Origin of the sequence: Paenibacillus sp. FSL H7-0737 (assembly GCF_000758545.1) — a bacterium.
Lineage (GTDB): Bacteria > Bacillota > Bacilli > Paenibacillales > Paenibacillaceae > Paenibacillus_AQ.
In genome coordinates, this window is sequence record NZ_CP009279.1 from 4,077,843 (window position 1) to 4,100,133 (window position 22,291).

At 40.0% G+C, this 22,291-nt stretch carries 18 protein-coding genes and 1 other annotated feature; of the genes, 7 read left to right on the forward strand and 11 right to left on the reverse strand.

Annotated features, from left to right (window positions below; all coding sequences use genetic code 11):
- The first annotated feature begins 91 nt into the window (after nucleotides 1-91).
- The 4 genes from H70737_RS17810 (at nucleotide 92) to H70737_RS17825 (ending at nucleotide 2,848) form a co-directional block, all read left to right on the forward strand.
- On the forward strand, nucleotides 92-799 hold the full coding sequence (locus tag H70737_RS17810) for a glycosyltransferase family 2 protein (protein ID WP_042189341.1): 708 nt from the start codon (nucleotides 92-94) through the stop codon (nucleotides 797-799).
- Complete coding sequence (locus tag H70737_RS17815; protein WP_042189343.1) at nucleotides 796-1,512, forward strand: glycosyltransferase family 2 protein; 717 nt, start codon at nucleotides 796-798, stop codon at nucleotides 1,510-1,512. Before H70737_RS17810 ends, H70737_RS17815 begins: the two co-directional genes overlap by 4 nt.
- 339 nt (nucleotides 1,513-1,851) lie before the next feature.
- Complete coding sequence (locus H70737_RS17820) at nucleotides 1,852-2,304, forward strand: MarR family winged helix-turn-helix transcriptional regulator (RefSeq protein ID WP_042189345.1); 453 nt, start codon at nucleotides 1,852-1,854, stop codon at nucleotides 2,302-2,304.
- Nucleotides 2,305-2,329: 25 nt separating this feature from the next.
- Entirely contained in the window at nucleotides 2,330-2,848 is a 519-nt protein-coding gene (locus tag H70737_RS17825) for a spermidine/spermine N(1)-acetyltransferase (RefSeq protein WP_042189347.1), read from the forward strand.
- 93 nt (nucleotides 2,849-2,941) lie between these two features.
- On the opposite strand, the gene H70737_RS17830 is transcribed toward H70737_RS17825, so the two are convergent.
- The 7 genes from H70737_RS17830 to H70737_RS17860 all read right to left on the reverse strand — a co-directional run bounded on the left by H70737_RS17830 (nucleotide 2,942) and on the right by H70737_RS17860 (nucleotide 13,133).
- Entirely contained in the window at nucleotides 2,942-4,234 is a 1,293-nt protein-coding gene (locus tag H70737_RS17830; RefSeq protein WP_042189349.1) for a galactokinase, read from the reverse strand.
- 245 nt (nucleotides 4,235-4,479) lie between these two features.
- Nucleotides 4,480-6,087, reverse strand: coding sequence for an S-layer homology domain-containing protein (locus H70737_RS17835; RefSeq protein WP_052404337.1), 1,608 nt, complete (start codon nucleotides 6,085-6,087; stop codon nucleotides 4,480-4,482).
- Between the two features lie 134 nt (nucleotides 6,088-6,221).
- Entirely contained in the window at nucleotides 6,222-7,823 is a 1,602-nt protein-coding gene (locus H70737_RS17840; protein ID WP_042189351.1) for an ABC transporter permease, read from the reverse strand.
- Nucleotides 7,816-8,529: an ABC transporter ATP-binding protein gene (locus tag H70737_RS17845; protein ID WP_042189353.1), complete on the reverse strand. Its 714-nt coding sequence runs from the start codon at nucleotides 8,527-8,529 to the stop codon at nucleotides 7,816-7,818. Before H70737_RS17845 ends, H70737_RS17840 begins: the two co-directional genes overlap by 8 nt.
- A gap of 198 nt (nucleotides 8,530-8,727) precedes the next feature.
- Complete coding sequence (locus H70737_RS17850; RefSeq protein WP_042189355.1) at nucleotides 8,728-9,507, reverse strand: sporulation protein; 780 nt, start codon at nucleotides 9,505-9,507, stop codon at nucleotides 8,728-8,730.
- A 153-nt stretch (nucleotides 9,508-9,660) separates the two neighbouring features.
- A complete protein-coding gene (locus H70737_RS17855) occupies nucleotides 9,661-11,400 on the reverse strand; it encodes an ABC transporter ATP-binding protein (protein ID WP_042189357.1) in 1,740 nt (579 codons plus the stop codon).
- A complete protein-coding gene (locus H70737_RS17860) occupies nucleotides 11,397-13,133 on the reverse strand; it encodes an ABC transporter ATP-binding protein (RefSeq protein ID WP_042189359.1) in 1,737 nt (578 codons plus the stop codon). Before H70737_RS17860 ends, H70737_RS17855 begins: the two co-directional genes overlap by 4 nt.
- A 151-nt stretch (nucleotides 13,134-13,284) precedes the next feature.
- Here H70737_RS17860 and H70737_RS17865 point away from each other — a divergent pair, with 151 nt between their 5' ends.
- Nucleotides 13,285-14,154, forward strand: a complete 870-nt coding sequence (locus H70737_RS17865) for a LysR family transcriptional regulator (RefSeq protein ID WP_042189361.1) — start codon at nucleotides 13,285-13,287, stop codon at nucleotides 14,152-14,154.
- A 9-nt stretch (nucleotides 14,155-14,163) separates the two neighbouring features.
- Here H70737_RS17865 and metG read toward each other — a convergent pair whose 3' ends face one another.
- Nucleotides 14,164-15,810, reverse strand: a complete 1,647-nt coding sequence (gene metG / locus H70737_RS17870) for a methionine--tRNA ligase (RefSeq protein WP_042189363.1) — start codon at nucleotides 15,808-15,810, stop codon at nucleotides 14,164-14,166.
- A 44-nt stretch (nucleotides 15,811-15,854) separates the two neighbouring features.
- Nucleotides 15,855-16,116: a binding site (T-box leader), on the reverse strand.
- Nucleotides 16,117-16,251: 135 nt separating this feature from the next.
- Nucleotides 16,252-18,132, reverse strand: a complete 1,881-nt coding sequence (gene htpG, locus H70737_RS17875) for a molecular chaperone HtpG (protein ID WP_042189365.1) — start codon at nucleotides 18,130-18,132, stop codon at nucleotides 16,252-16,254.
- A 282-nt stretch (nucleotides 18,133-18,414) separates the two neighbouring features.
- On the opposite strand from htpG, the gene H70737_RS17880 reads away from it, so the two are divergent.
- Nucleotides 18,415-18,825 carry a VOC family protein gene (locus tag H70737_RS17880; RefSeq protein ID WP_042189367.1) on the forward strand — a complete coding sequence of 137 codons (411 nt, stop codon included), beginning with the start codon at nucleotides 18,415-18,417 and terminating at the stop codon, nucleotides 18,823-18,825.
- Here H70737_RS17880 and H70737_RS17885 read toward each other — a convergent pair.
- A complete protein-coding gene (locus tag H70737_RS17885; RefSeq protein ID WP_042189369.1) occupies nucleotides 18,808-19,683 on the reverse strand; it encodes a LysR family transcriptional regulator in 876 nt (291 codons plus the stop codon). The two genes, H70737_RS17880 and H70737_RS17885, sit on opposite strands and share 18 nt — an antisense overlap.
- A 121-nt stretch (nucleotides 19,684-19,804) precedes the next feature.
- On the opposite strand from H70737_RS17885, the gene dapA reads away from it, so the two are divergent.
- Nucleotides 19,805-20,701 carry a 4-hydroxy-tetrahydrodipicolinate synthase gene (gene dapA / locus H70737_RS17890; RefSeq protein WP_042189371.1) on the forward strand — a complete coding sequence of 299 codons (897 nt, stop codon included), beginning with the start codon at nucleotides 19,805-19,807 and terminating at the stop codon, nucleotides 20,699-20,701.
- Between the two features lie 568 nt (nucleotides 20,702-21,269).
- Here dapA and H70737_RS17895 read toward each other — a convergent pair.
- The gene (locus H70737_RS17895) at nucleotides 21,270-22,070 is read right to left on the reverse strand and encodes a phosphotransferase (RefSeq protein ID WP_197071222.1); all 801 of its coding nucleotides are present in this window, start codon (nucleotides 22,068-22,070) and stop codon (nucleotides 21,270-21,272) included.
- Nucleotides 22,071-22,291 lie beyond the last annotated feature (221 nt).

A 22,291-nucleotide genomic window follows, 5' to 3' on the forward strand; every position in this document is an offset into this window, starting at 1 on the left:
CCTGAGGTTGATATGCCGTTACTCTATCCTAACTTGGACATATCGTATTATGAGACTTTTCCCAAATAAAAAGCATCTAAGGGTTGGTTAAATGAATGGTGTTTCCATTATTACCTGTACAAATCGTCAAAATTATTTAAACAACCTACTCCAAAATTACAACAGACAACGATATGCCCAAAAAGAACTCATCATTATTATCAATAACAATGCAATTCCACTATCTCCTTACCAACAGTTATCTAATAATCACAAAAACATAAAGATATTTCGTAAGCCAGAACATCAAACTCTGGGTTCATGCTTAAACTATGCCGTAACGAAATGCAAATATCATACCATCGCCAAATTCGATGACGACGATTATTATGCCCCTCATTATTTGACAGAAAGTATTCAGACATTAAATAGAACAAATGCTGATATTCTTGGAAAACGAGCTCATTATATGTATTTAAGTGGTTCAAAGACTTTAATCCTTCGTTTCGCGCATGACGAACATCGAACAGTTACCCATCTCCCAGGCGCTACACTCGTCTTCAAACGTAAAGTATTCGATCATGTGAAATTCCCTAATAAAAACGTGGGTGAAGATGATCTTTTTTGCAGCAGAAGCAGAAAGAAAGGTTATAAGGTTTATTCTGCGAGTAAGAATAACTTCGTAGCCATCCGTAGAAAAAACTCTTCAAAGCACACATGGATCATCAGTGATAGCACTTTAATAGCAAACCATAAGATCATCCGTAATATTAAAAATTACAAAGCATTTGTTGGACGCAGTCCAAAGATCAAATTATGAAACGGGCTACAGATTCCACTATATCTGCTGTATCTATTCTGACCTGTACGAAACGAGCTGACTGTATAAATACACTGTTTGATAACTATCGACGACAAAATTTTAATCTTAAAGAACTTATCGTAATCATAAATAATGATAGTTTGAAGATAGATGACTATACAGCTGCTGCAAAAAAACATAAGAATGTGTGGGTTTTTAAAGTACCGGAACATCATTCTCTCGGTTATTGTTTGAATTTTGGTGTGCAATTAGCGAATTATAGTTATATTGCAAAATTTGATGATGACGATTATTACGCTTCCAACTATTTAACTGATAGCATGCAAATACTCCATAAGACTAAAGCAGATATCGTTGGAAAACGGGCTCACTATATGTATTTGAATGATAAGAAGTTACTTTTGCTTCGTTACCTCCGAATGGAGAATAAATATGTAACCAATGTTCAAGGTGCGACCCTACTCATTAAACGCAAGGTGTTCGATCAGATTTCTTTTCCAAATCGGAACAGAGGTGAATGCGTTAAATTTTGTGCTGATTGCGCAGCTCATGGTTTTAAGATTTACGCAGGTAATAAGTATAACTTCGCTGCAATTCGTAGAAAAAACTCCAAAGATCACACCTGGATCGTCAGCGACAAGAAGCTTTTATCAAAAAGTGTTAAAGTTATTAAAGTAAAAAACTTCAAAAAATACGTCACTCGAAACTGAATTAATGAAATACGAAATGCAGACTTTGGCCAGATCGAGTTATTTGCTGATGTTACCGGACACTGTTCCATAACGAGAGACTACCATTTGTGCGGTAATAGCCCAATAAAAAGACTGGATGGCAACATAACCATCTTGCTATCCAGTCTTTTTATAAGGGCTTCAAATCGTGAAATACCAAGAGTTAGTTTTATAAATTTCTAATACATAGAAGTCACGCTTCACTTTACTCACCTCGCTATTTCATTTATTTTTTTATTGCAAATGCAACAATTATGAGATAAGTTAATATATATTATTTATTGCATTTACAACAAAATACGCGCTAAGGAGTTATTTATGAAGGAAATCCTACGTGAAATTGGAATGATAGCTAGGGCATTAGATTCAATAAGCAATATAGAATTTGCAGAACATGACCTTACAAAAGGGCAATATTTGTACCTTGTTCGAATATGTGAAAACCCAGGAATAATTCAAGAAAAGTTAGCTGAGATGATAAAAGTAGATCGAACAACAGCTTCACGTGCAATTAAGAAATTAGAAATCAATGGATTTATAGAAAAGAAAGAAGACAATCAAAATAAAAAAATAAAAAAACTATTTCCTACAGAGAAAGGGGTTACTTTGTACCCTTACATAAAAAGGGAAAACGATTACTCCAATAAGGTCGCATTATCTGGATTCTCTGAGAGTGAAGTAGAAACTATGTTTACCTTGCTGCAGAGAGTCAGAAAAAATGTAGAAAAAGACTGGGAGTTAGTCAAAAAAGGAAACAAAAGAAATTATTGACTTAGTAAATGGAGGACAAATAAAAATGACCATAAAAATAAAAAAGTGTACGTTTGAAGATTTAGGGCTACTCCAAGAAATCAGTGTTGAAACATTTAACGATACATTTCAGAATCAAAACTCACCTGCAATTATGAATGCTTACTTAAATCGTGCTTTTAATTTGAAAAAATTAGGAAATGAATTATTGAATAATTGTTCGGAATTCTATTTTATTTTTTTGAATAAGGAAGTTGCAGGATATTTAAAGCTAAACTTTAATGATGCCCAATCAGAAAAAATGGGTAATGATTCGCTTGAAATCGAGAGGATTTATATCAGGGGGAAATTTCATAAACGGGGACTAGGTAAATACCTGATGAACAAGGCTTTAGACATAGCAAAAGATCAGAATAAAGAGAAGATTTGGTTAGGCGTTTGGGAAAAAAATGAGAATGCAATTAAATTCTATGAAAAAATGAATTTCGTTCAAACAGGGACTCACTCTTTCTATATGGGTAATGAAGAACAAATTGATTTTATAATGACTAAAACACTCATTTAATATTCTCATATTTCGTGAACCAGAACATCATCAGAAAAAAAATCGGCACCAAGTATATAGCTATATGCTAACTAGGTGCCGGCTGATAAACGCCTATAATAGATTTAAATTAATAGCACCATGCTTACGAATGCGGACAGGATAAATCTGCTCAACACCAAATGAGTGCATATATGCTTTATAGGAATCCGTATATTCTTTTGGCAATAAAGCCATTATAACTCCTGCAAAACCGCCTCCATGTACCCTGCAGGCTCCTGCCCCCTTCTCCTTGATAAACAGCTCAGTTAATGCCAAATATAGTGTCACACCCTGTTCAGTAGGAGTAGAGTTAGAATAGCAATTTTGCAGCCATTTCCAGGATGAGTTTCCAGATTCATTTACGAGTCTTATGAAGCTGTTTGCATTATCGCCTGTCAAAGCTTCTACTTGTTGATCAACTCGAATGTTTTCCTCATAGAAATGCAGTGCTCTCAATACAGCTCTATCCCCAACACTCTCTCTAAGTTTGTCCAGGTTGTCCAATATATCTTGCTTTTCTAAATCACGAAGCACATTTTTCCCAAGTTCTCGGGCAACAGCCTTCATTTCTGTTGGAATTGAGGAGTATTCTTCACTTAAATCTGCATGGTTTGCACCTGTGGGGACAATGAATAACTCATAACCTTTGTCAATAGATGAAAAATTTAATGTAGTGATCAGTGGAGCCTCGATGTTTTTAAAATCAATCGAAATTAGTCCCCCATATCCACAAGCAATTTGGTCGAGCAAACCCGATTGTTTGTTCCACTCTGAATTCTCTGCATATTGGCCTATCTTGGCACAGGTAACGACATCCAGCTCGTTATTGTTGTAGAAGAAATTAATAATAGAACATATCAACATCTCAAAAGAAGCTGATGAGCTTACACCTGCTGCACTTATAACATCACTTGTGATACAAACATCAAAACCGCCTAATTTATAACCGTACCGTTCAAAACCGTCCAAAATCCCTTTAACTAAGGTATATGTTCCTGAAAGGTTAAGGCTATTCCCACTCGAATTTAAATCAATAATGAAGTCTTCGTTATAGGTAATGCTTTTTATACGAATAATATTTTGATCATTTTTCGCAGCCGCTCCAATACAATCCATGTTTATACTGGCAGCAATTACTTTACCTAGATTATGATCTGTATGATTGCCACTAATTTCACTGCGCCCTGGTGAGCTAAAGAGAAACACTTCGCCCTCTGCAAATTTTTTTACATATTCCTGAACCAAGGTTTTATATCTTTGCTTTTGATCGTTTATGATAGATGGAACATCACCATACAGACTTTCTAGTGTTCTTTGAAATTCTTTTGATTCGATCAGTTGAATTGTTTCTGTAATTGATGGCATCCTTTGAATTCCTCCATATGTATAATTGCTCAAGAAAAATATAGCACTTATTAATTATTTCATACTAGTGAAAAATGTAACTTTTATATGGATGATTATGACTTATAATTCCTCAAATATATATATTTAGTGTATATGTTGCGTGCCAAGAGCTTTCACCGTAACGTGCTGTTGTTACGCTGTGATAACTAAATAAAAAGACTGAATGCCATAGCAAGGTAGCTATATGCATCCAGTCTTTCTTTTTAAAACGTATAATCGTAAAATTTCTCTGCATTACTTACACTAGACCATATATCTGCGCTTTCCCCACCTATATACCAATAAGCGATTCCGGCTAGATTGTTCTTAACGCTTAAATCGTATTTTGCTATTAATGAACGGCCATCCTCAATCCAGATTGTGTGCTTTATGGCCTGCTTCGAATAGTTGGCAACATATTGTCCTAAAGTCTCATTCCATACGGGCTTCATACCATAGCTACTAATAATCTGATTTTGCTCCGGAAGCGAGATATACTTTGAAGATGAAACCGTACCATTCTGATTCAATGTCCAGTCACGATTATATAAAGGCAATGCCAATATAACCTTATGGCTGGGTACGTCCTTTAGTACAGTATCCACTGCATGTTGATCAAAAGGAATAGAAGCATTGGGCCCTGGAAGCTTACTCCCGTCATAATGTTCGTCATAACCCATCATCACCATGTAGTTCACTTGCTTACCTAGTGCAGCGTAGTCAAAAGCATCTGTCCAATCTGTTCCAAGATCAGGAGAGACGTCTATCGACAGCGTCGCATTAAGAGCATGCATTTTCTCAGCTAATAATGTAATGAACGAGGTCAAATACTCACGATCGTCAGGCGCTACATTTTCAAAATCAATGTTTAGTCCATCTAATCTATATTTGCTCACTAAAGCTACTAATTGATTTACTGCCGTATTCCTTGTGGTTACACTCGACAACATTTGATGGGTCGCTTCTTGATCCGATCTATTGCCTACCATCGCCCATATTTTCTTATTATTCTTCTTTGCCCATGTGATCAGCGAAGCATCCGTTGAATCCGTTACTGCACCTGTTTTTCCTACATAATACCACCGTGGTGATAAGGTGTTAACGTTGGATTTCAGAACTGTATTCACATATTGTGCCGTCGTCTGCCCATATTGCCAGCCTAGAACGATTCGCTCCTCCGGCTCATCATCGAGTTCTGCTGCCCAACTCTCATTTTGCAGCACTCGGTCAATGAGGACGGCCGTTTCCTGTCTAGTTATAGGATCAGAGGGTCGGAAATTCTTGCGATTATCCCCCTTCATTAAACCTAGATCATTTACAGTTGCAACAGCTGATCTTGCCCAGCTAGCAATTTTATTTCGATCATTGAACGAAGTTAGAGCAGACGTATGGTTTGTTTGCTTTAAAGCTTTGGCCATCCATACAGCCGCTTCCTGCCTTGTAACTGCTTTTGCCGGCGCGAAAGTAGTTGCCGATGTGCCGTTAGCCAGCTCAAGCTGAACAGCTGCCTGTATCCAGCCGTAATACCAAGCTTTTTTAGCTACATCTGTATAAGGAGATACTGGACTGACTGCCGGATCAAGCTTTAGCAGACGGTCAAGAACCGTAATGAATTCCGCTCTAGTAATCGATTTAGTAGGTGAGAAGCTTGTCACCGTTGTGCCGGTTAATATGTTGCGGTGATACAAATCTATAATTTCATTTTTAGCATAACTAGTATCTATATCCTTAAAAGGCGCCTCATCATCAGCCGATATATGTTGAATAAATATTCCAGCTACAAGCACTAATACAAGTATCGTAATTACAAATCTTCCAAATCTATTGTTCACGAGATGATCCTCCTCGGATATAATCTTCGAATTATACCAAGGATAGAAGCTATAAACACTGCTAAAATATTGGTAGAACACAAAAAAATAGGGCATCCCACTAGCCGTTACGACTTTTAGGATCCCCCTATGATTTAAAGAGCCCGAAATAAAAGCTCCCCTTTGGATTGAATGTATCGATACATCACACCACACACCACTAATATCAATAATCCAATGCCTAACAATACGAGATTACCGTTCAGATCGGCTAGAAGAAGACTCAAACCAACTGGAATCAGTAAGCTTATAAAGCCTATCAACATCGCAACTAAAACAGATGCACTTTGTTTGACTACCGATACTTCATTTGTCCACTCCAGTTTAGGTAACTTCAAATTAACGAGTACACCAGTCATTGCAGTAAGACAAGCATATAAGACGGGAATAACCAATAATAGCAAACTTTCCATCCATCCGGTGTCTAGAGATATCATGAGGAGCACACTACTGACAATTACAATCGGCACGGTAATCGTAAGATTCACTGCGATTTTACTTAGCAATATCGTTATTGTCGGCACGGGTGCGCTTTTTAAAATCCAAATATTATTACCTTCGAGCGAAATAGAACTGGATGTCGTACAGCTTAAAGTTACAAAAACGGAAACAAACAGTGGAGCCAGTCGATTCAGATAATTTGAAAGCTCTGGTATCTCAACGAGTTGACCTAGTTGGTCTGCACTAACGAACAGTAAGGCGATCGCTAACACAAGTAACATTACCATGCCTATACTCGTGTTAAGTACATAGATAGAAGAACTAAAATAGCGACGCAGCTCTTTTTTATACAATGTGTAAAGCGGTGAAGATACTGCAAGTGATTTCATTTGATATTTATTTTTTGAAAAAGAAGTCGTAAGACCTGTGTGGATCGCTTTATATTTGCTACCAAGCACGATGGTAAACAGCATAAAAGAAATCAGTGAAAACCCAATAAACAATACTAAGGAATCAAACTGAAACGAGCAAACCGCATTTACATACATAAGCGTCAAAGGATACAAGCTGTATATTTGATCAGCAATTTGAGCGCTCATATCCGCAAGTAATTGTGGATTGTTACCATTTATTTGACCTGAACCAACAATTATAGCAATAATTACAACAAAAGTTAGGATGAGCGTTATTATACGACTTCCTTTAAATCTTGAGGAAACCCAGCTGATCAGAGCACCTATAATCGTTGCAGCTATGATCGGCACTAATGGAATAAATAACAGTGTAATCAAAAAATACAAATAATATAGTACGCCGGGATTCACCTTTATAGCATAAACAATGCCTGCAGGTACCATCACCATTAAAGAGAAGAATAGGTTTAACACATAAAGCTGAGCCACCCGACTTGCTACAATATGACTCGTTTTGATTGGCAGCGACATTACGAGATCGTAGTCTTTGGAGCCAAATAATACACCACTAGCCTTATAGATCGTTGTAAAAAATCCGATTAAGCAAGTAACTGCCATCATTATCGCAAGCAGCAGCTCTGGCCGGCCAATCTGTTCAAGGGTCTCTGCTATCATATAGCTATAACCAAATGAAACCACAGCCATCATAACAATTCCAATTAGGATCCCGATGGTCAGCAAAATCATTTTTCGTCTTTCTTTCACATCACGTGTGTGCAAAGCTTTATTTAACCCAAAGGAAGAGATCAGTTGAATCTTCGTCAATCTCCAGATATTAATCATGCTTAATCAACTCCAAAAATACATCTTCAAGGCTGCTGTCACCCTTCACCTCTTCTGTTTTCCCATGCGTAATCAATTCTCCCGCTTTGATAATGGCAATCTTATTACAGAGCTTCTCCGCTACATCCAGTACATGCGTTGAAAAAAAGATCGCACTGCCCTGACTGCAAATCTCCGTCATGATTTTTTTAAGCGTGTGTGCCGCTTTTGGATCAAGTCCCACAAAGGGCTCATCCAGAACTAACAGCTTCGGTTTATGTATCAGTGCTGAGATGATCGCTAGCTTCTGCTTCATACCATGAGAATACGAGGAGATTAAATCCCCCAAATGAGATGTAATCTCAAATTCATCACCATATTTCTTAATCAACAACTCCCGATCTGCTTTCGATACACTAAAAAGATCACCAATAAAATTCAAGTATTGAATGCCGGTCAGATGATCGTATAGATCTGGATTATCCGGAATATACGCAGTGATCGCTTTGCAGGCTAAAGGATCTTTTTTGATGGAATGTCCACCTATTTCGATATCCCCCTCTTCAAAATCAAGAACACCTACTACTGCCCGAATCGTCGTTGTTTTCCCCGCGCCGTTATGACCGATAAAGCCATAAATATCACCTTTCTCGACCACTAAGTTCAAGTCATTCACTGCCTTTTTACCGCCCTTATAGCTCTTGGTAAAATGCTTTATTGTCAACATCTTGGCACTCCCTCTCCGTTCGTATTCGTATTAGTAACTTTCATCATGCAATCAATGCCTACCGTTTCATACGATGTTAGGATAGTTTTACTATAGTACGTTTATCCTGTCCATTTAGTTCATTCCTTCATATAAATAAATTTTTCTTTATAAAAACGAAAAAAGAGAGGGGTTTTCCCCTCTCTTTTATAATCCTGTTTATACGTATTTATGGATCGTTGCGAGCAGTTGATCAGCTACATAGTCAACTCCGTAAGCAAGTTGATTGTGATCAAAGCGTATTTTCACAAAGCTCTCATCTGTATCAAGCGCATCGGCGAACAAACCAGCTAAACCACGTGCCTTGCGATCAATTTGTAGGAGCAACTCAATGCAATCCTCATTTGGAAAGAAAACGATTTCTAATTCGTCTAGTTGATTCCGGAACTGAGAGGGGGGAACGAATTCAAATTCTTGAACAAAATCTAAGCCATTGATCCTGCCGTAACACGGTGCATATTCACAAGTCACTTCACGAATAAGGAACCCGAGCTGATTCATCGCATCCAAAATAATAGCACAATATGGATGAGGGCCTACTTGAAGATAATCCTGATCCTTTGGATCAATTGCCTCTTTAATATCAAGTCCGGTTTGAATCCAAACCGGCGATCTCCCTAACGTCACTGGCGTTATCGCCGGAAGCTGGAATGAGACGGGAAATTCATAAACCTGCTCCGCCACTACTTTAAATTTACTTGCTAACAGGAATTTGGATACCGTCGCTTCCACTTCCATCTTCTTATCGTTCAGCTCTTTCAAGTAACGCGTCTTAACGAATGCGTAGACGTCATCGACCTCCTGATCCACTCGGCCACCTTGAATTCGAACGGAACCACTGATCGTATCACCTGCGTTCACGAAATCTTGATGGAGCATGAGATCTACTTTTGCCGCTCCAATTCCGGCACTCGCGAGCATTCGTTTAAACATTGACATTGTAATGAATTCCCTCCCTAATATTTGCATATTTAAGGATACGAAGGGAACCATCTGAGGTTTCATTTACGGGACAGTAAATGCCATGCTACTGACAAAAAAGAAGCATCCTCACCCAAAATAGGGTCGAATACTTCTTTTTATTCACAAAGTCTATGCTGAGGCGAACTGACTGTTATATAATCTGGCGTAATATCCACCGCTGGCTATGAGTTGATCATGCGTACCACTCTCCACAATGTCTCCATCCTTCATGAAAAGAATGAGATCCGACTCCCGAATCGTTGACAATCGGTGGGCAATCACAAAGCTGGTCCGACCAGCGATCATAGTCAGAAAAGCTTTTTGAATCCGTACCTCAGTTAATGTATCAATACTGCTTGTAGCCTCGTCTAAGATGAGCATAGGAGGATCTACAAGCATTACTCGTGCAATGGTAAGCAGTTGCTTCTGTCCTTGGGAGAGATTATCCCCTGAGCCACTGATCTTCGTATCATACCCTTCAGGCAGACGTTTAATGAAGCTATGAGCATTAGCAGCTTTAGCAGCAGCGATGATTTCCTCCTCTGTAGCCCCAGGTTTTCCGTAAGCAATATTATCTCTAATCGTGCCCCCAAAGAGCCAAGTATCCTGCAGCACCATCCCAAAATTACGTCGCAGACTGTCACGCGTAATGGTCTTAATATCCACACCATCAATCTTGATGGACCCACGGTCCACATCGTAGAAACGCATGAGCAGGTTTACCAGCGTCGTCTTCCCTGCTCCAGTCTGACCTACAATCGCAACCCGGGTACCGGGCTTCACTTCTAGACTGAAATCGTTAATCAAGGGACGTTCTGGATTATAAGCAAAGGTTACTTTTTCGAAGGTAATGGTTCCTTGACTTGTACTCATGATTTTGGCGCCCTTAGAATCAGCAGGTTCTGGTGTTAGATCGAGAATGGCGAAGATCCGCTGCGCAGAGGCAGTTGCCGATTGAAGCTGTGTAATCACACCTGTTATTTCATTAAACGGCTTAGCGAACAAGTTGGAGAAGATCAAAAAACTAGACAGATCCCCTACCGTGAAATGACCCCGAATTACCATAACACTACCGATCATAGCTATAACTGAGAACGTAACGTTATTTACTAGCCGCGTTGTCGGATTGGATAAGGAGCCATAAAATTGTGACTTCACACCGGTCTGATATAATGTCTCGTTTTGTTCTTCAAACTGAGACATTGCACGTTCTTCATAATGATAAGCGGTGACTACTTTTTGCCCGCCGATCATTTCCTCCACATAGCCATTGAGACCACCTAGAATCTTCGCCTGCTCTTTAAACATCTTTTGAGAGCGCATCGTAATAAATCTGGCCACAAAAAAGGTGGCGGGTGCTGACAGAAGAACTACTAAGGTCATCAGAGGACTGATGTACAACATAAGCACAATTGCCCCAACAATGGTGATGATCCCTGTAAGCAGTGTGGAGAAACCTTGCAGCAGTCCATCAGAGACGGCATCCATATCGTTAACAAACCGGCTGATACTGTCTCCTTGCGGGTGATTGTCGTGAAATTTTAAAGGCAAAACATTTAATTTATCAAAAAGCTCCCGCCGTAAGTCATATACAGTCCGGTAGGCGATTCGATTCGTCAGATAGGTAAGGAGCCATCCGAAAAAGCTGCCGACAATATATACCGCTGCCAGAATCAAAAGCAGTCTAAGTACGGCGTCAAAATCCACCTCTCCCGGTCCGATCATAAAATCAATGGCTTTACCGATAAGTAGTGGTCCGATTAGACTGGCGATCACACTGAGTAACGCGCATATAACTGCCCCAATAGCAATTTTTCTATAATGTCCTGTATATACAATTAGTCTTTTCCAAATGTTGTTTTTGTTCATTGGCCCGACTCCTCACTCGATAGCTGGGACAGGCAGATTTCTTTGTACACTTCACAACCACGCATCAGCTCCTCATGGGTTCCGACACCGGCGATCCGCCCTTCCTCAAATACCATAATTTTATCCGCTTGCCTTACAGTGCTCACCCTCTGCGAGACAACGAGAACGGTCATTTGCTGGCTGCTCTCTTTGAGCGCTTTACGTAGAGCCGCATCAGTAGCGAAATCCAGCGCACTGGAGGAGTCATCCAGAATTAGAATCGACGGCTTACCTACCACTGCACGAGCTATGGTCAAGCGCTGCTTTTGCCCCCCGGATAAATTAAGTCCGCCACGTGATACCTGCGTATTCAATCCTTCTGGCAATTTACGAATAAACTCTTCCGCCTGAGCAACAGAGGCTGCTTGCATGATTTCTTCCTCGGTTGCGTCTTCCTTACCCCAACGAATATTCTCAGTGATTGTTCCTGTAAACAACACTGCTTTTTGCGGCACAATCCCTATTTTCTCTCGAAGCTGATGCAGCTTATAATCTCTGACATTCACTCCATCCACTTTAACTTCACCTTGCACTGCATCATAAAAACGTGGAATTAAGTTCACGAAAGTAGATTTACCAGAACCCGTACTGCCAATCAGCCCCACAGTTTCTCCGCGGTTAATAACTACCGAAATATCCTCTAATGCCAATTCTCCTGTTGTATTATAACCAAACGATACATGATCGAATGATATGGCAGGAGCGGTATGATCAGGTTCAGTCATCACAACATTCCCGTCCTCAGACACGGATGCTTTGACACTCAGCACTTCATTCACACGATTGGCAGAAGATGAGGCTTTTGTAAAAATAATGACCAAGTTGGAGACCACTATAAGTGCCAGCAAGATTTGAGTGACGTAATTGATAAAGGCAATGATCTCACCTTGAGACAATCGCCCCCCATCAATGTGAATTCCACCTACCCATAAAATAGCTATGATCGCCGCATTTACTACAAGTGTCGTCATAGGTCCAAGTAAAGCGGAAATCCGCGAGACCCGGATCGCTGTATTGGTTAAATCCTCAGATGAGGCATCAAAACGTTCTTTTTCTGTACGTCTCTTCGCAAAAGCACGAATGACTCGTATCCCCGACAAATTCTCACTAAGAACGAGCGCAAGGGCATCCAGCTTCTGCTGGTATTTTCGATACAAAGGTGCACTTCGAGTGATAATAAAATATAATATAATGCCAAAAATCGGCGTTGCCGCTATTAAAATCAGCGATAATCTAAAATCCAAAATCATGGACATTATGATAGCCCCGATGCAGATAAACGGCGCACGAATAACCAGGCGAATCAGCATAGCCACTGCAATCTGCAACTGGTTTACGTCATTGGTAATCCGGTTAATCAGCGTAGGCGTACCGAACGTATCCAGCTCAGCGTACGATAAGGATGTAATATGATTGAACATTTTATTACGAAGCGTCGTGCCGAATCCCTGAGATGCTCGTGCCGCATAGTATTGACATACCATAGAGCAACCGAAGCCAAGTAGAGACATCAGCACCATCAAGCCACCCATACGGTATACATAAGCACTGTCATGATTTCCTACCCCATTATTGATGATTAATGCGACAATGGTTGGCAGAATCAGCTCCAGAATCGCTTCCATCAGCTTAAAGATTGGACCGATGATGGCTTCTTTTTTGTACGGTTTTAAATAAACTGCAATTTTGAACAACGTCATCCACACCCAACATAAGAAGTATTTAAGCATTTGAAATATGTATAATAACAGTTATGATTATGGCATATCTACTCACATATTAATAATATTTGATTCGTATCGCTCCCATACGATAAACATATCTCAAGTTCGGAGGATTCTTTTTATGGATATTAGACAGCTTAAATATTTTATGGCTATCGCTGAGGAAGGGCAGATTACTTCTGCAGCCAGAAAGCTGCAAATGGCCCAGCCTCCGCTCAGTCAGCAGCTTAAGCTGCTTGAGGAAGAACTAGGCGTCAAGCTTGTGGATCGAGGTCCGCGCAGTGTGCAGCTTACCGAAGCAGGAGCCATTTTACGTGATCGGGCTCAACAAATTCTGGAGCTGGCTGATTCCACTGCCCGAGAGCTCAATGATTTTGTCAAAGGCTTAAAAGGAACGCTCGCCATTGGTACGGTGTCTTCCTCAGGAGCGACCCTGCTCCAAGATCGACTTTGTGAGTTCCACAAAACGTATAAAGGCGTTAAATTTGAAATACATGAAGGGAATACCTTCAGAATCATCGACCTTTTGAACAAGGGTATTGTCGAGATTGGTATTGTTCGGACACCCTTTAATGCTACAAATTTAGAATGTCTTTACACACAGGCTGAGCCTATGATTGCCGTAATGACTCCAGAGTATGACTGGAAAACAGATGAAAACTTTGTTGAGATCGGTGAGTTAAAAGATAAGCCGCTCATTATCTACCGCCGTTTTGAGCAGCTTATCCGGGAAACCTGTCTTGAGAATGGTTTTGATCCGCTAATTTTCTGTATGAATGATGATGCGCGAACAACACTGCTCTGGGCAAATGCTGGTCTCGGCATCGGAATTATCCCCAAATCCGCTTTCGAATTAACGAGTAATCGTAATTTGATCTATAAAGAAATCAGTAGTGAGTCGCTTCGCACGCGGGTCGCCGCCGTCTGGATCAAAGATAAATACTTATCATCACTAGCTTCCAAGTTTATTGAAAGCTTTAAGAACGGTTAAGAATCTTCGCTATTTATTCACTTGTTGTTGAACTAGTCTATCCTCCTCTTCTTTAATACAAGTAATATCAATTCGTTCAAACAACAATTGTAAATCAGTTACCTGTTGATAAGGGGGAACTGAGCAGGGCTTCCATTTCGGTAGTTCAAGCGATAAGAACCCCCGAATCTTCTCACAAGAAAAGGGTAGAAACGGATGCAGCAAATTCGCCAAATTAGCAATAATCTGCACACAAGTAAATATTGAATTATTACAAGCTTCCCGATCCTCTTTTACCTGAATCCAAGGCTTTTGCCAATCAAAATACTGATTTGCCTTACGTACATAAAAGAAAATATACTCGAGCGCATCCTTCAAATCTCCCGCTTCAATTAGGCGTCCTGACTCCAGATACAAGAGGTCAATGTTATCGCTCCACCCCTTATCTAACTTTCCACTTGGCACGATCCCTTCATAAAACTTATCTACAAAAGCCAATGAACGATTCACAAAGTTACCAAATGCTCCAAGCAGCTCACCATTATGACTATAAATAAACTCTCTCCAGGAAAAATCCGTATCCCGCTTCTCAGGCCCGTTGGCAATTAAGAAATAACGAATAGAGTCCGGATGATACCGCTCTAGAATATCAGGTACCCAGACTGCCCAATTACGGCTAGTGGAGAACTTCTGCCCTTCAAGGGTTAAATATTCGCTGGATATAATCCGATCCGGTAAATGTAGTTCTCTTGCTCCTAATAAGACGGCTGGCCATATCAGGGTGTGAAAAGGAATATTATCTTTACCATGGACATAATAAGCGGTGATGTCCTCTTGTTCCTCTGACCAAAAATCTTCCCAGCTCCGCCCAGACTGTGCAGCCCACTGCTTACTGGCTGATAAATAACCACTTACCGCCTCAATCCAGACATAAATCTTCTTGTCTTCAAATCCAGCTATAGGAACATCTACGCCCCAAGATAAGTCTCTGGTTACTGCCCGATCCTGAAGCTCCTCCTTCAAATATCGTTTGGTCAGTTTTACTGCATTTTCTCTCCAGTGTACTGCTTCGTCTACGTAATCCGTTAATTCAGATTGAAATTTAGATAAGCTAAGATAAAAATGTTCTGTCGGTCGTTCTGTCGGTGTATTCCCACATAATTTACAGACTCTGTCTAACAAATCGGCAGGATCTAGAATCGTAGAACAATAATCGCATTGATCTCCACGCGCCCGCTGTCCACAGACTGGACAAGTCCCTTCCACATATCTGTCTGGCAAAAATCGCTGATCCGCCTCACAGTAACATTGCGCTATGGTTTTTTTATATAAATGTCCATTCTTTAGTAACTCTATAAACAACTCCTGCACGACCTTATGATGCTGCTGTTGATCCGTACGAGTATAAAGATCATAACTAAATCCCAGCTGTTCAAAACACTTCAGAAACTCTTCGTGGTATCGACTTGCAAAAGCTTCGGGTGTGATCCCTTCATTAGCAGCCTGAACCGCTACAGGTGTGCCATGACAATCGCTGCCTGACACATATAAAACGTTATCCCCCTTGCTGCGAAAATAGCGTGCCAGCACATCTCCAGGCAACACACTTGATAATCTTCCAAGATGTAAAGATCCATTCGCATACGGCCAAGCACCGCCTATAAACACATTACTCATTAACCTTCTCCTCCTTTTTTTAGACAACAAAAAAACTCCCATCCACAAAGGACGAGAGTTCTACTCACGTGTTACCACCTAATTTTATAAATGCCTCATGACATTTACCTCTTCAGGTACGACGTTAATAAACGTTTATACCCTAGCACTGTAACGGATGCAGGTTCCGGCGCAGCCTACAACCCAAAAGGTTTCGATGCGCAGCTCTGAGACCATATTCCCAAGGTTTTTCTTTACTCCTTTTCAGCGACCGGAGCTCTCTGTAGAAAGAATTGCCGTGGTACTCTTTCTCTTCTTTGCCTTTGAATATTCAAGTTACTGGAAATAATACTTAATTTATCGAGTAAAGTCAATACATAAGCTCAAGCACCATGAATTCGTCATAGTTTTTATAAAAAAAGACCACCCAATCGTACAATTGGATGGTCCCTGTAGTTTAAATTATTTCATGATTTTGCAAATATCATTGGTGAATTGAACAGGATCACTAACTTGCAATCCTTCGATCAGCAGAGCTTGGTTGTACAGCAGGTTCGTGTATAAACCGAGCTTCTCTTTATCGTTCTCAGCTGCCGCTTTCAAAGACTGGAAGACTTCGTGATGGATGTTGATTTCGAGTACCTTATCCGCTTGAACCTCTTGCCCATTCGGCATCGATTTCAGGATTTTTTCCATCTCGATTGTCAATTCGCCTTCAGCTGAGAGGCATACCGGATGAGTCTTTAAACGTTTGGAAGCTTTAACATTCTTCACTTTGCCGGACAAGATGTCCTTCATCGCTTCAAAAAGCTCCTTGTTTTCGTTCTCTTCCGCTTCCGTTGGCTTGTCCGCTTCGTCTGCTTCGATACCCAGATCACCACTGGATACGGATTTAAATTCTTTTTCTTTATAAGACATGATCATCTTGATCGAAAATTCATCAATATCATCAGTGAAGTAAAGAATTTCATACCCTTTATCCGATACAAGCTCGGTCTGTGGGAGCTTTTCGATTCTGTCGATCGACTCTCCGGATGCATAGTAGATATACTTCTGATCTTCTGGCATTCTTGACACATATTCGTCCAGCGTTACCAGCTTCTTCTCCTTGGAGGAGTAGAACATCAGCAAATCTTGAAGTGTTTCTTTGTGCATTCCATAATCGTTGTACACACCAAACTTAAGCTGTCTGCCAAAAGCGTTATAGAACTGCTCATACTTCTCTCTTTCATCCTTCAGCAAGCTTTGCAGTTGACTCTTCACTTTATTCTTAATGTTCTTAGCGATCAGAGTCAGCTGACGGTCATGCTGGAGCATTTCTCTGGAGATGTTTAGCGAAAGATCCTCTGAATCTACCATACCTTTTACAAAGCTAAAATAGTCAGGCAGCAGATCCGCACATTTATTCATGATCAATACACCATTGGAATAGAGCTCAAGACCTTTTTCATATTCCTTTGTGTAGTAGTCAAACGGTGTATTTTCTGGGATGAACAGGATTGCATTGTACACTACAGCACCATCGGCACTGATATGAATATGTTTAAGCGGCTTATCGAAGCCGTAACGTTTCTCTGCATAGAAGTTATCGTAATCTTCTGTTGTCAACTCGTTTTTGTTCTTCCGCCAGATTGGCACCATACTGTTCACGGTTTGTTCTTGAACAACTTCCTCGAACTCGTTCTCTGTGCCTTCTTTTGGCTTTTGCTCCTTCACGTCCATTTTAATTGGGAAACGAATGAAGTCAGAATATTTTTTAATGATGGATTTCAGGCGATACTCTTCCAAGTATTCATCGTATTGATCTTCTTCAGTATTCTCTTTAATCTTCAAAATCACTTCAGTACCTACAGAATCCTTCTCGACAGGCTCGATAGTATAGCCATCAGCGCCCTTAGACTCCCATTTAAAGGCCTCGTCGCTACCAAGCGCCTTACTGATCACAATTACGTCATCTGCTACCATAAACGCAGCATAGAAGCCAACACCGAACTGTCCGATGATATTGTGACCATCCTTGGCTTCGTTCTCTTTCTTAAATGCAAGAGATCCACTCTTCGCGATTGTTCCTAAGTTATTCTCCAGCTCTTCTTGTGTCATCCCGATACCTGTATCGGAGATCGTCAAAGTTCTGTTCGCCTTATCGGCAGTCACTTTAATATAATAATCTTCTTTATTGAAGACCAGGCTTTCATCAGCTAATGCTTTGTAATAGATCTTATCAATTGCATCACTTGCATTAGAAATCAACTCGCGCAGAAAAATTTCCCGTTGTGTATAAATGGAGTTAATCATCATTTCCAGCAATCTTTTCGATTCGGCTTTAAACTCTTTTTTGGCCATGAATAAGTAAATCTCCTTTCAAAATAACATCTTGTCCAACACTTCGTGATTAGCACTCTTATTAGATGAGTGCTAATTCTTCTTTTTATATAACATAAACTGATTTTGAATGTCAATATTTACAGCGACTTTCTTTAAAGAATGCTATCTTTTACATACAAATTTAAGATTTTATTGATCATTAATGACCCACTTGCGCGTAGGCTGATTCTATGTTTTAAATAGACTAGAGCATAAATTCCAAATAAAGGGTTATCATTATCAAACCTAGGAGGAATTCGAATGAATAATCACGCGCAGTCCATTGTAAATTCTTCAGCAACAAGTCCCATTAAGAATTTGATTGGCAGTGTATTTATCCCCGTACACGATATTGAAAAAGCCCGTAGCTGGTATTGCCAAGTCCTAGGACTCCAGGAAGCAGATCATCCGATTATGAACGGTCATTTATGCCCGTTAACTATGCAAGGAAGCACTGGGATCATTCTGGACACCATGCCCATGTGGGGAGGTTTAGAGCCTGAAGGGGCTCCTCCAATCACAACACCTGCTCTTATGCTTATAACCGATGATTTGCAAGCCTCTTTCAACTACATAAAGGAGCTCGGTGTAGAGATAGTAACCGAAATTCAAGATCAGCAATGGTTTGTGGTGAAAGACCCTGATGGGAATAAACTAATGATTTGCAAGTAACATTTGCGTTAGAAATTGCAATGGCTGAGACTTCCACTTCTTAGGATGCATCAAAAGCTGCAGATCAAAATGAATTTCTTGATGTGCGAAGGGCAGCTCAGCCAAGTTCCCTCGCTCAATTTCTTCCTCTGCAACAATTTTAGGTAATAATGCAATCCCTAACCCATTCATAACACATCGTTTGATCGCTTCTAGATTCGAAAGCTCAAAACCAATGCGGAATATAATCCCGTGCTCTTTTAACAAATTCTCGAACAGACTCCGATAAATACAGCTCTCTTCAGAAACAATTAATTCGCAGTTATTTAGATCCTGTAACGTTACTGTATCCATCTGGGCAAGGGGATGGTTAATGGGAGCTATCAACACGAGCGGTTCATCTCTAATGATCGTACGATCAAGCAAAGAATCCGTAGTGGTACGATCGAGCATCAAACCGATGTCTACTTCCCCATCTTTTATTTTGGCCAAGAGGTTAGCTTCCTGCATCGTTTGTAGATGGATATCAAGTTTCGGAAATTTCGTCCTCAACTGCTGTAAGTAGGGTGGCAAGTAGAAAGCAGCTAATGAATCAATCGTACCAATCGTTAGCGTACCTCCAATTTGCTGGGCGATGGTTTCTTTAGAACGATCATACAGATCCAAAATCTCCACGAATAGCTTCAACAACTCTTCTCCAGGCGGGGTAAGACGCAACTGTCGACCATGCCTTTCTATCAATGGCACTCCGTATTCCTTCTCTATTTTCTGTATTTGCATCGTAACACTCGACTGCGCGTAACCCAGCTCTTCAGCAGCCCGTGTAAAGCTCTGACGCTTAGCTACCTCGCGGAATGTTCGTAAATAGGTTAAATCCATAACCTCACCCTAACATCAATATTTTTGATGATACACATCATTTATTATAGCTAACGACGATGCAACATTCCATGGTAAAGTGTATGTAGAGGAATTAAAATATTTTGGAGGCCGATAATTTATGCTTACAGAACAACAGATTTATGGAATTTATGTCCCCGTGGTCACCCCGTTCAATGCTGCTGGTGAAGTCGATCTGGATTCGTATCAGCGTTATGTAAAGAACATTATTAACAACAGCATACAAGGTCTGGTCGTTAATGGAACCACCGGTGAATCGCCAACTGTAACCGTATATGAAATGCAGCTTCTAGTAAACACTTCTCGTGAGCTTTTACAATCTACATCTATCCCCTTAGTAGTCGGTACAGGAACCAATGACACAGCTTCTACGGTAGCACGCACAGAGATCGCAGCTAACCTTGGTGCAGATTGCGCACTAGTTGTCGTCCCTTATTATAGTCGTCCATCGCAAGAAGGCATCATTGCCCATTTCCGCAAAGCAGCAGAAGTAGGTATTCCGATCATGGCTTATGACATTCCAAGTCGTACTGGTACTGCAATGACTCTAGATACTGCACGTACAATCCTAGAAATGAATAATGTTGTCGGATTAAAAGACTGCTCAGGTAGCACCAAAATGGTTACTGAGCTAGTTCGTACAGGTAGCAAACCTGTGCTTGGCGGCGACGATTCACTCTTTTATGAAATGCTTAGCTCCGGGGCAGCTGGCGGTATGCTTGCTACTGCGAACGTTTATCCAGCAGAATGTATCCGTATATACGAAGCCTTCAAATCGTGTCAATTCGACTTGGCAAAAGAAAACTTTGAACAACTACTGCCGATCATCCGTCTCTTGTTCAAGGAATCGAACCCCGCTCCAATCAAATGGATGCTTAGCCAGAATGGCCTAATCAATTCGGATACGCTTCGCCTCCCAATGACTTCCATCAGCACAGCGCTTCAGCAAGAGCTTAGTTCTTATGTTCAGGACAATGCAATTGAAGCGACTGCATAAGAGAAAAGATAACAGCCGTTATACAGTGAGGAACTGTTTAGCGGCTATTTTTTTGTAAATTTAAATTCTCTGTAACTAATGTTCTGATATTATCTATTCTTACCCCTCTTCATCATAAGTTCACTAATACGCCCTTCAGAGACATCTCCTGCCATATTTCCAAATGCGATGGCTAGATAATCAGGATAGTTTTTCCTGCCGAACATCTCACTTAAATCTTCTTGTTCGGTGAAAATAAAGTATTAGACTGGAGTTGTTGATTTAACGGGGGTTTTGAATTGGAGATTACTCAGTTTTTTAAAAATTAGTTTTAGACTGATTCATTAAAAGAAGCAGCGGCAGAACAAGACTTGATAAATAAAGTCTTAGACTGACGCTGTTATTGAACTAACGTTCCCCGTTAGTTTAACGAAATGACAAGCGGGTCCGACGGACTTCGCCATGCAGAATTGTATGCCTGATTGCTCTTCCTAGAAATGCTTCGGACAGCATCAAGGAGTAAATGCGACTCAGCAGGAAAACGGTGTTACAGAATGTCAACGCCTTCTTAGGGTTACTACTATATAAATCACAATAATAAAGTATCGATGATTTGATGAAATTTCATTCTATTCTCGTCTAATTCAGATATTCCATATCCTTTCATAAACTCATCTATTTCTTCTTTCCTATCTGTATAATAAGTAAGACTTTTTACAAGATAATAAATATCATAGTATGGATCTGATATCCCTGATCCTCCTAAATCAATAAATGCTTCAATATGTCCATTATTTATCATAACGTTTCCAGATCCATAGTCACCATGGGTAAAAACTAATTCCTCTGTCGACGCTTTATTTATCTCCAAAAAATCAATCAGTTGCTCAATAGTATGATTGGGAAATGAGTTATTAATAGCCTCTATGACTTCATGTTTTCTCTCATTAATATTTTTTTTGACCATATCAATCAGTTTTTCTGGCAAAAAATCATTGAAAAAGCAATTATCAATGGGAACATTGTGTATTGTTTTTAAACCTTTTCCTAAAATATAGCCTAGACTTTTATCTCCCTCTTCCTGCTGGTATTCTTCCGCAGTACAACCTTCTATATAGGTCATAACTAAATATTCCTTTCCATTCTCCAACTGATAACTTATTACTTTAGGAGAAGGAATCACATCATTTACCCATTTCAGCCTTTCTGCTTCGTCCATTAAACTTCCAGAATCTTTAACGTTTTTTTCTTTCAGTACATATTTTACAGAATTATCAAACTCTAAAATGTGCAAAGATTGATAATGTCTTCCTTTTTCAATGATTGTAGTTTTAAGTAATTCTGACTGATTTACTAATTTACTTGGCATTGAGAATCGGTTATTCATCATTTTGTACTCCTCATTTGTGTATCTTGGCGTTATTTCCAATAACGTCTTATTCACGGACTCTATGAATAATTTCATATGTAGGGTATTCGCGAAACTTTTAAGCTAAACTGCCAGTTAGTTGAACAAAGGGCTACCTCTCGGCAGCCCTCATTATTGAACTTTAGTTCCTCGTTAGCTTAACGACACGATAACATAAAAATCCCAATATATGGTACAATGTT

Coding starts and splice junctions, on each gene's coding strand:
- metG (WP_042189363.1), bottom strand. CDS start 15,810: ATGAGTAATGTGTTTATAGGCGGTGCTTGGCCGTATGCGAATGGATCT.
- dapA (WP_042189371.1), top strand. CDS start 19,805: ATGCTTACAGAACAACAGATTTATGGAATTTATGTCCCCGTGGTCACC.
- htpG (WP_042189365.1), bottom strand. CDS start 18,132: ATGGCCAAAAAAGAGTTTAAAGCCGAATCGAAAAGATTGCTGGAAATG.
- H70737_RS17865 (WP_042189361.1), top strand. CDS start 13,285: ATGGATATTAGACAGCTTAAATATTTTATGGCTATCGCTGAGGAAGGG.
- H70737_RS17845 (WP_042189353.1), bottom strand. CDS start 8,529: ATGTTGACAATAAAGCATTTTACCAAGAGCTATAAGGGCGGTAAAAAG.
- H70737_RS17885 (WP_042189369.1), bottom strand. CDS start 19,683: ATGGATTTAACCTATTTACGAACATTCCGCGAGGTAGCTAAGCGTCAG.
- H70737_RS17840 (WP_042189351.1), bottom strand. CDS start 7,823: ATGATTAATATCTGGAGATTGACGAAGATTCAACTGATCTCTTCCTTT.
- H70737_RS17825 (WP_042189347.1), top strand. CDS start 2,330: ATGACCATAAAAATAAAAAAGTGTACGTTTGAAGATTTAGGGCTACTC.
- H70737_RS17850 (WP_042189355.1), bottom strand. CDS start 9,507: ATGTCAATGTTTAAACGAATGCTCGCGAGTGCCGGAATTGGAGCGGCA.
- H70737_RS17880 (WP_042189367.1), top strand. CDS start 18,415: ATGAATAATCACGCGCAGTCCATTGTAAATTCTTCAGCAACAAGTCCC.
- H70737_RS17815 (WP_042189343.1), top strand. CDS start 796: ATGAAACGGGCTACAGATTCCACTATATCTGCTGTATCTATTCTGACC.
- H70737_RS17820 (WP_042189345.1), top strand. CDS start 1,852: ATGAAGGAAATCCTACGTGAAATTGGAATGATAGCTAGGGCATTAGAT.
- H70737_RS17810 (WP_042189341.1), top strand. CDS start 92: ATGAATGGTGTTTCCATTATTACCTGTACAAATCGTCAAAATTATTTA.
- H70737_RS17855 (WP_042189357.1), bottom strand. CDS start 11,400: ATGAACAAAAACAACATTTGGAAAAGACTAATTGTATATACAGGACAT.
- H70737_RS17895 (WP_197071222.1), bottom strand. CDS start 22,070: ATGATGAATAACCGATTCTCAATGCCAAGTAAATTAGTAAATCAGTCA.
- H70737_RS17830 (WP_042189349.1), bottom strand. CDS start 4,234: ATGCCATCAATTACAGAAACAATTCAACTGATCGAATCAAAAGAATTT.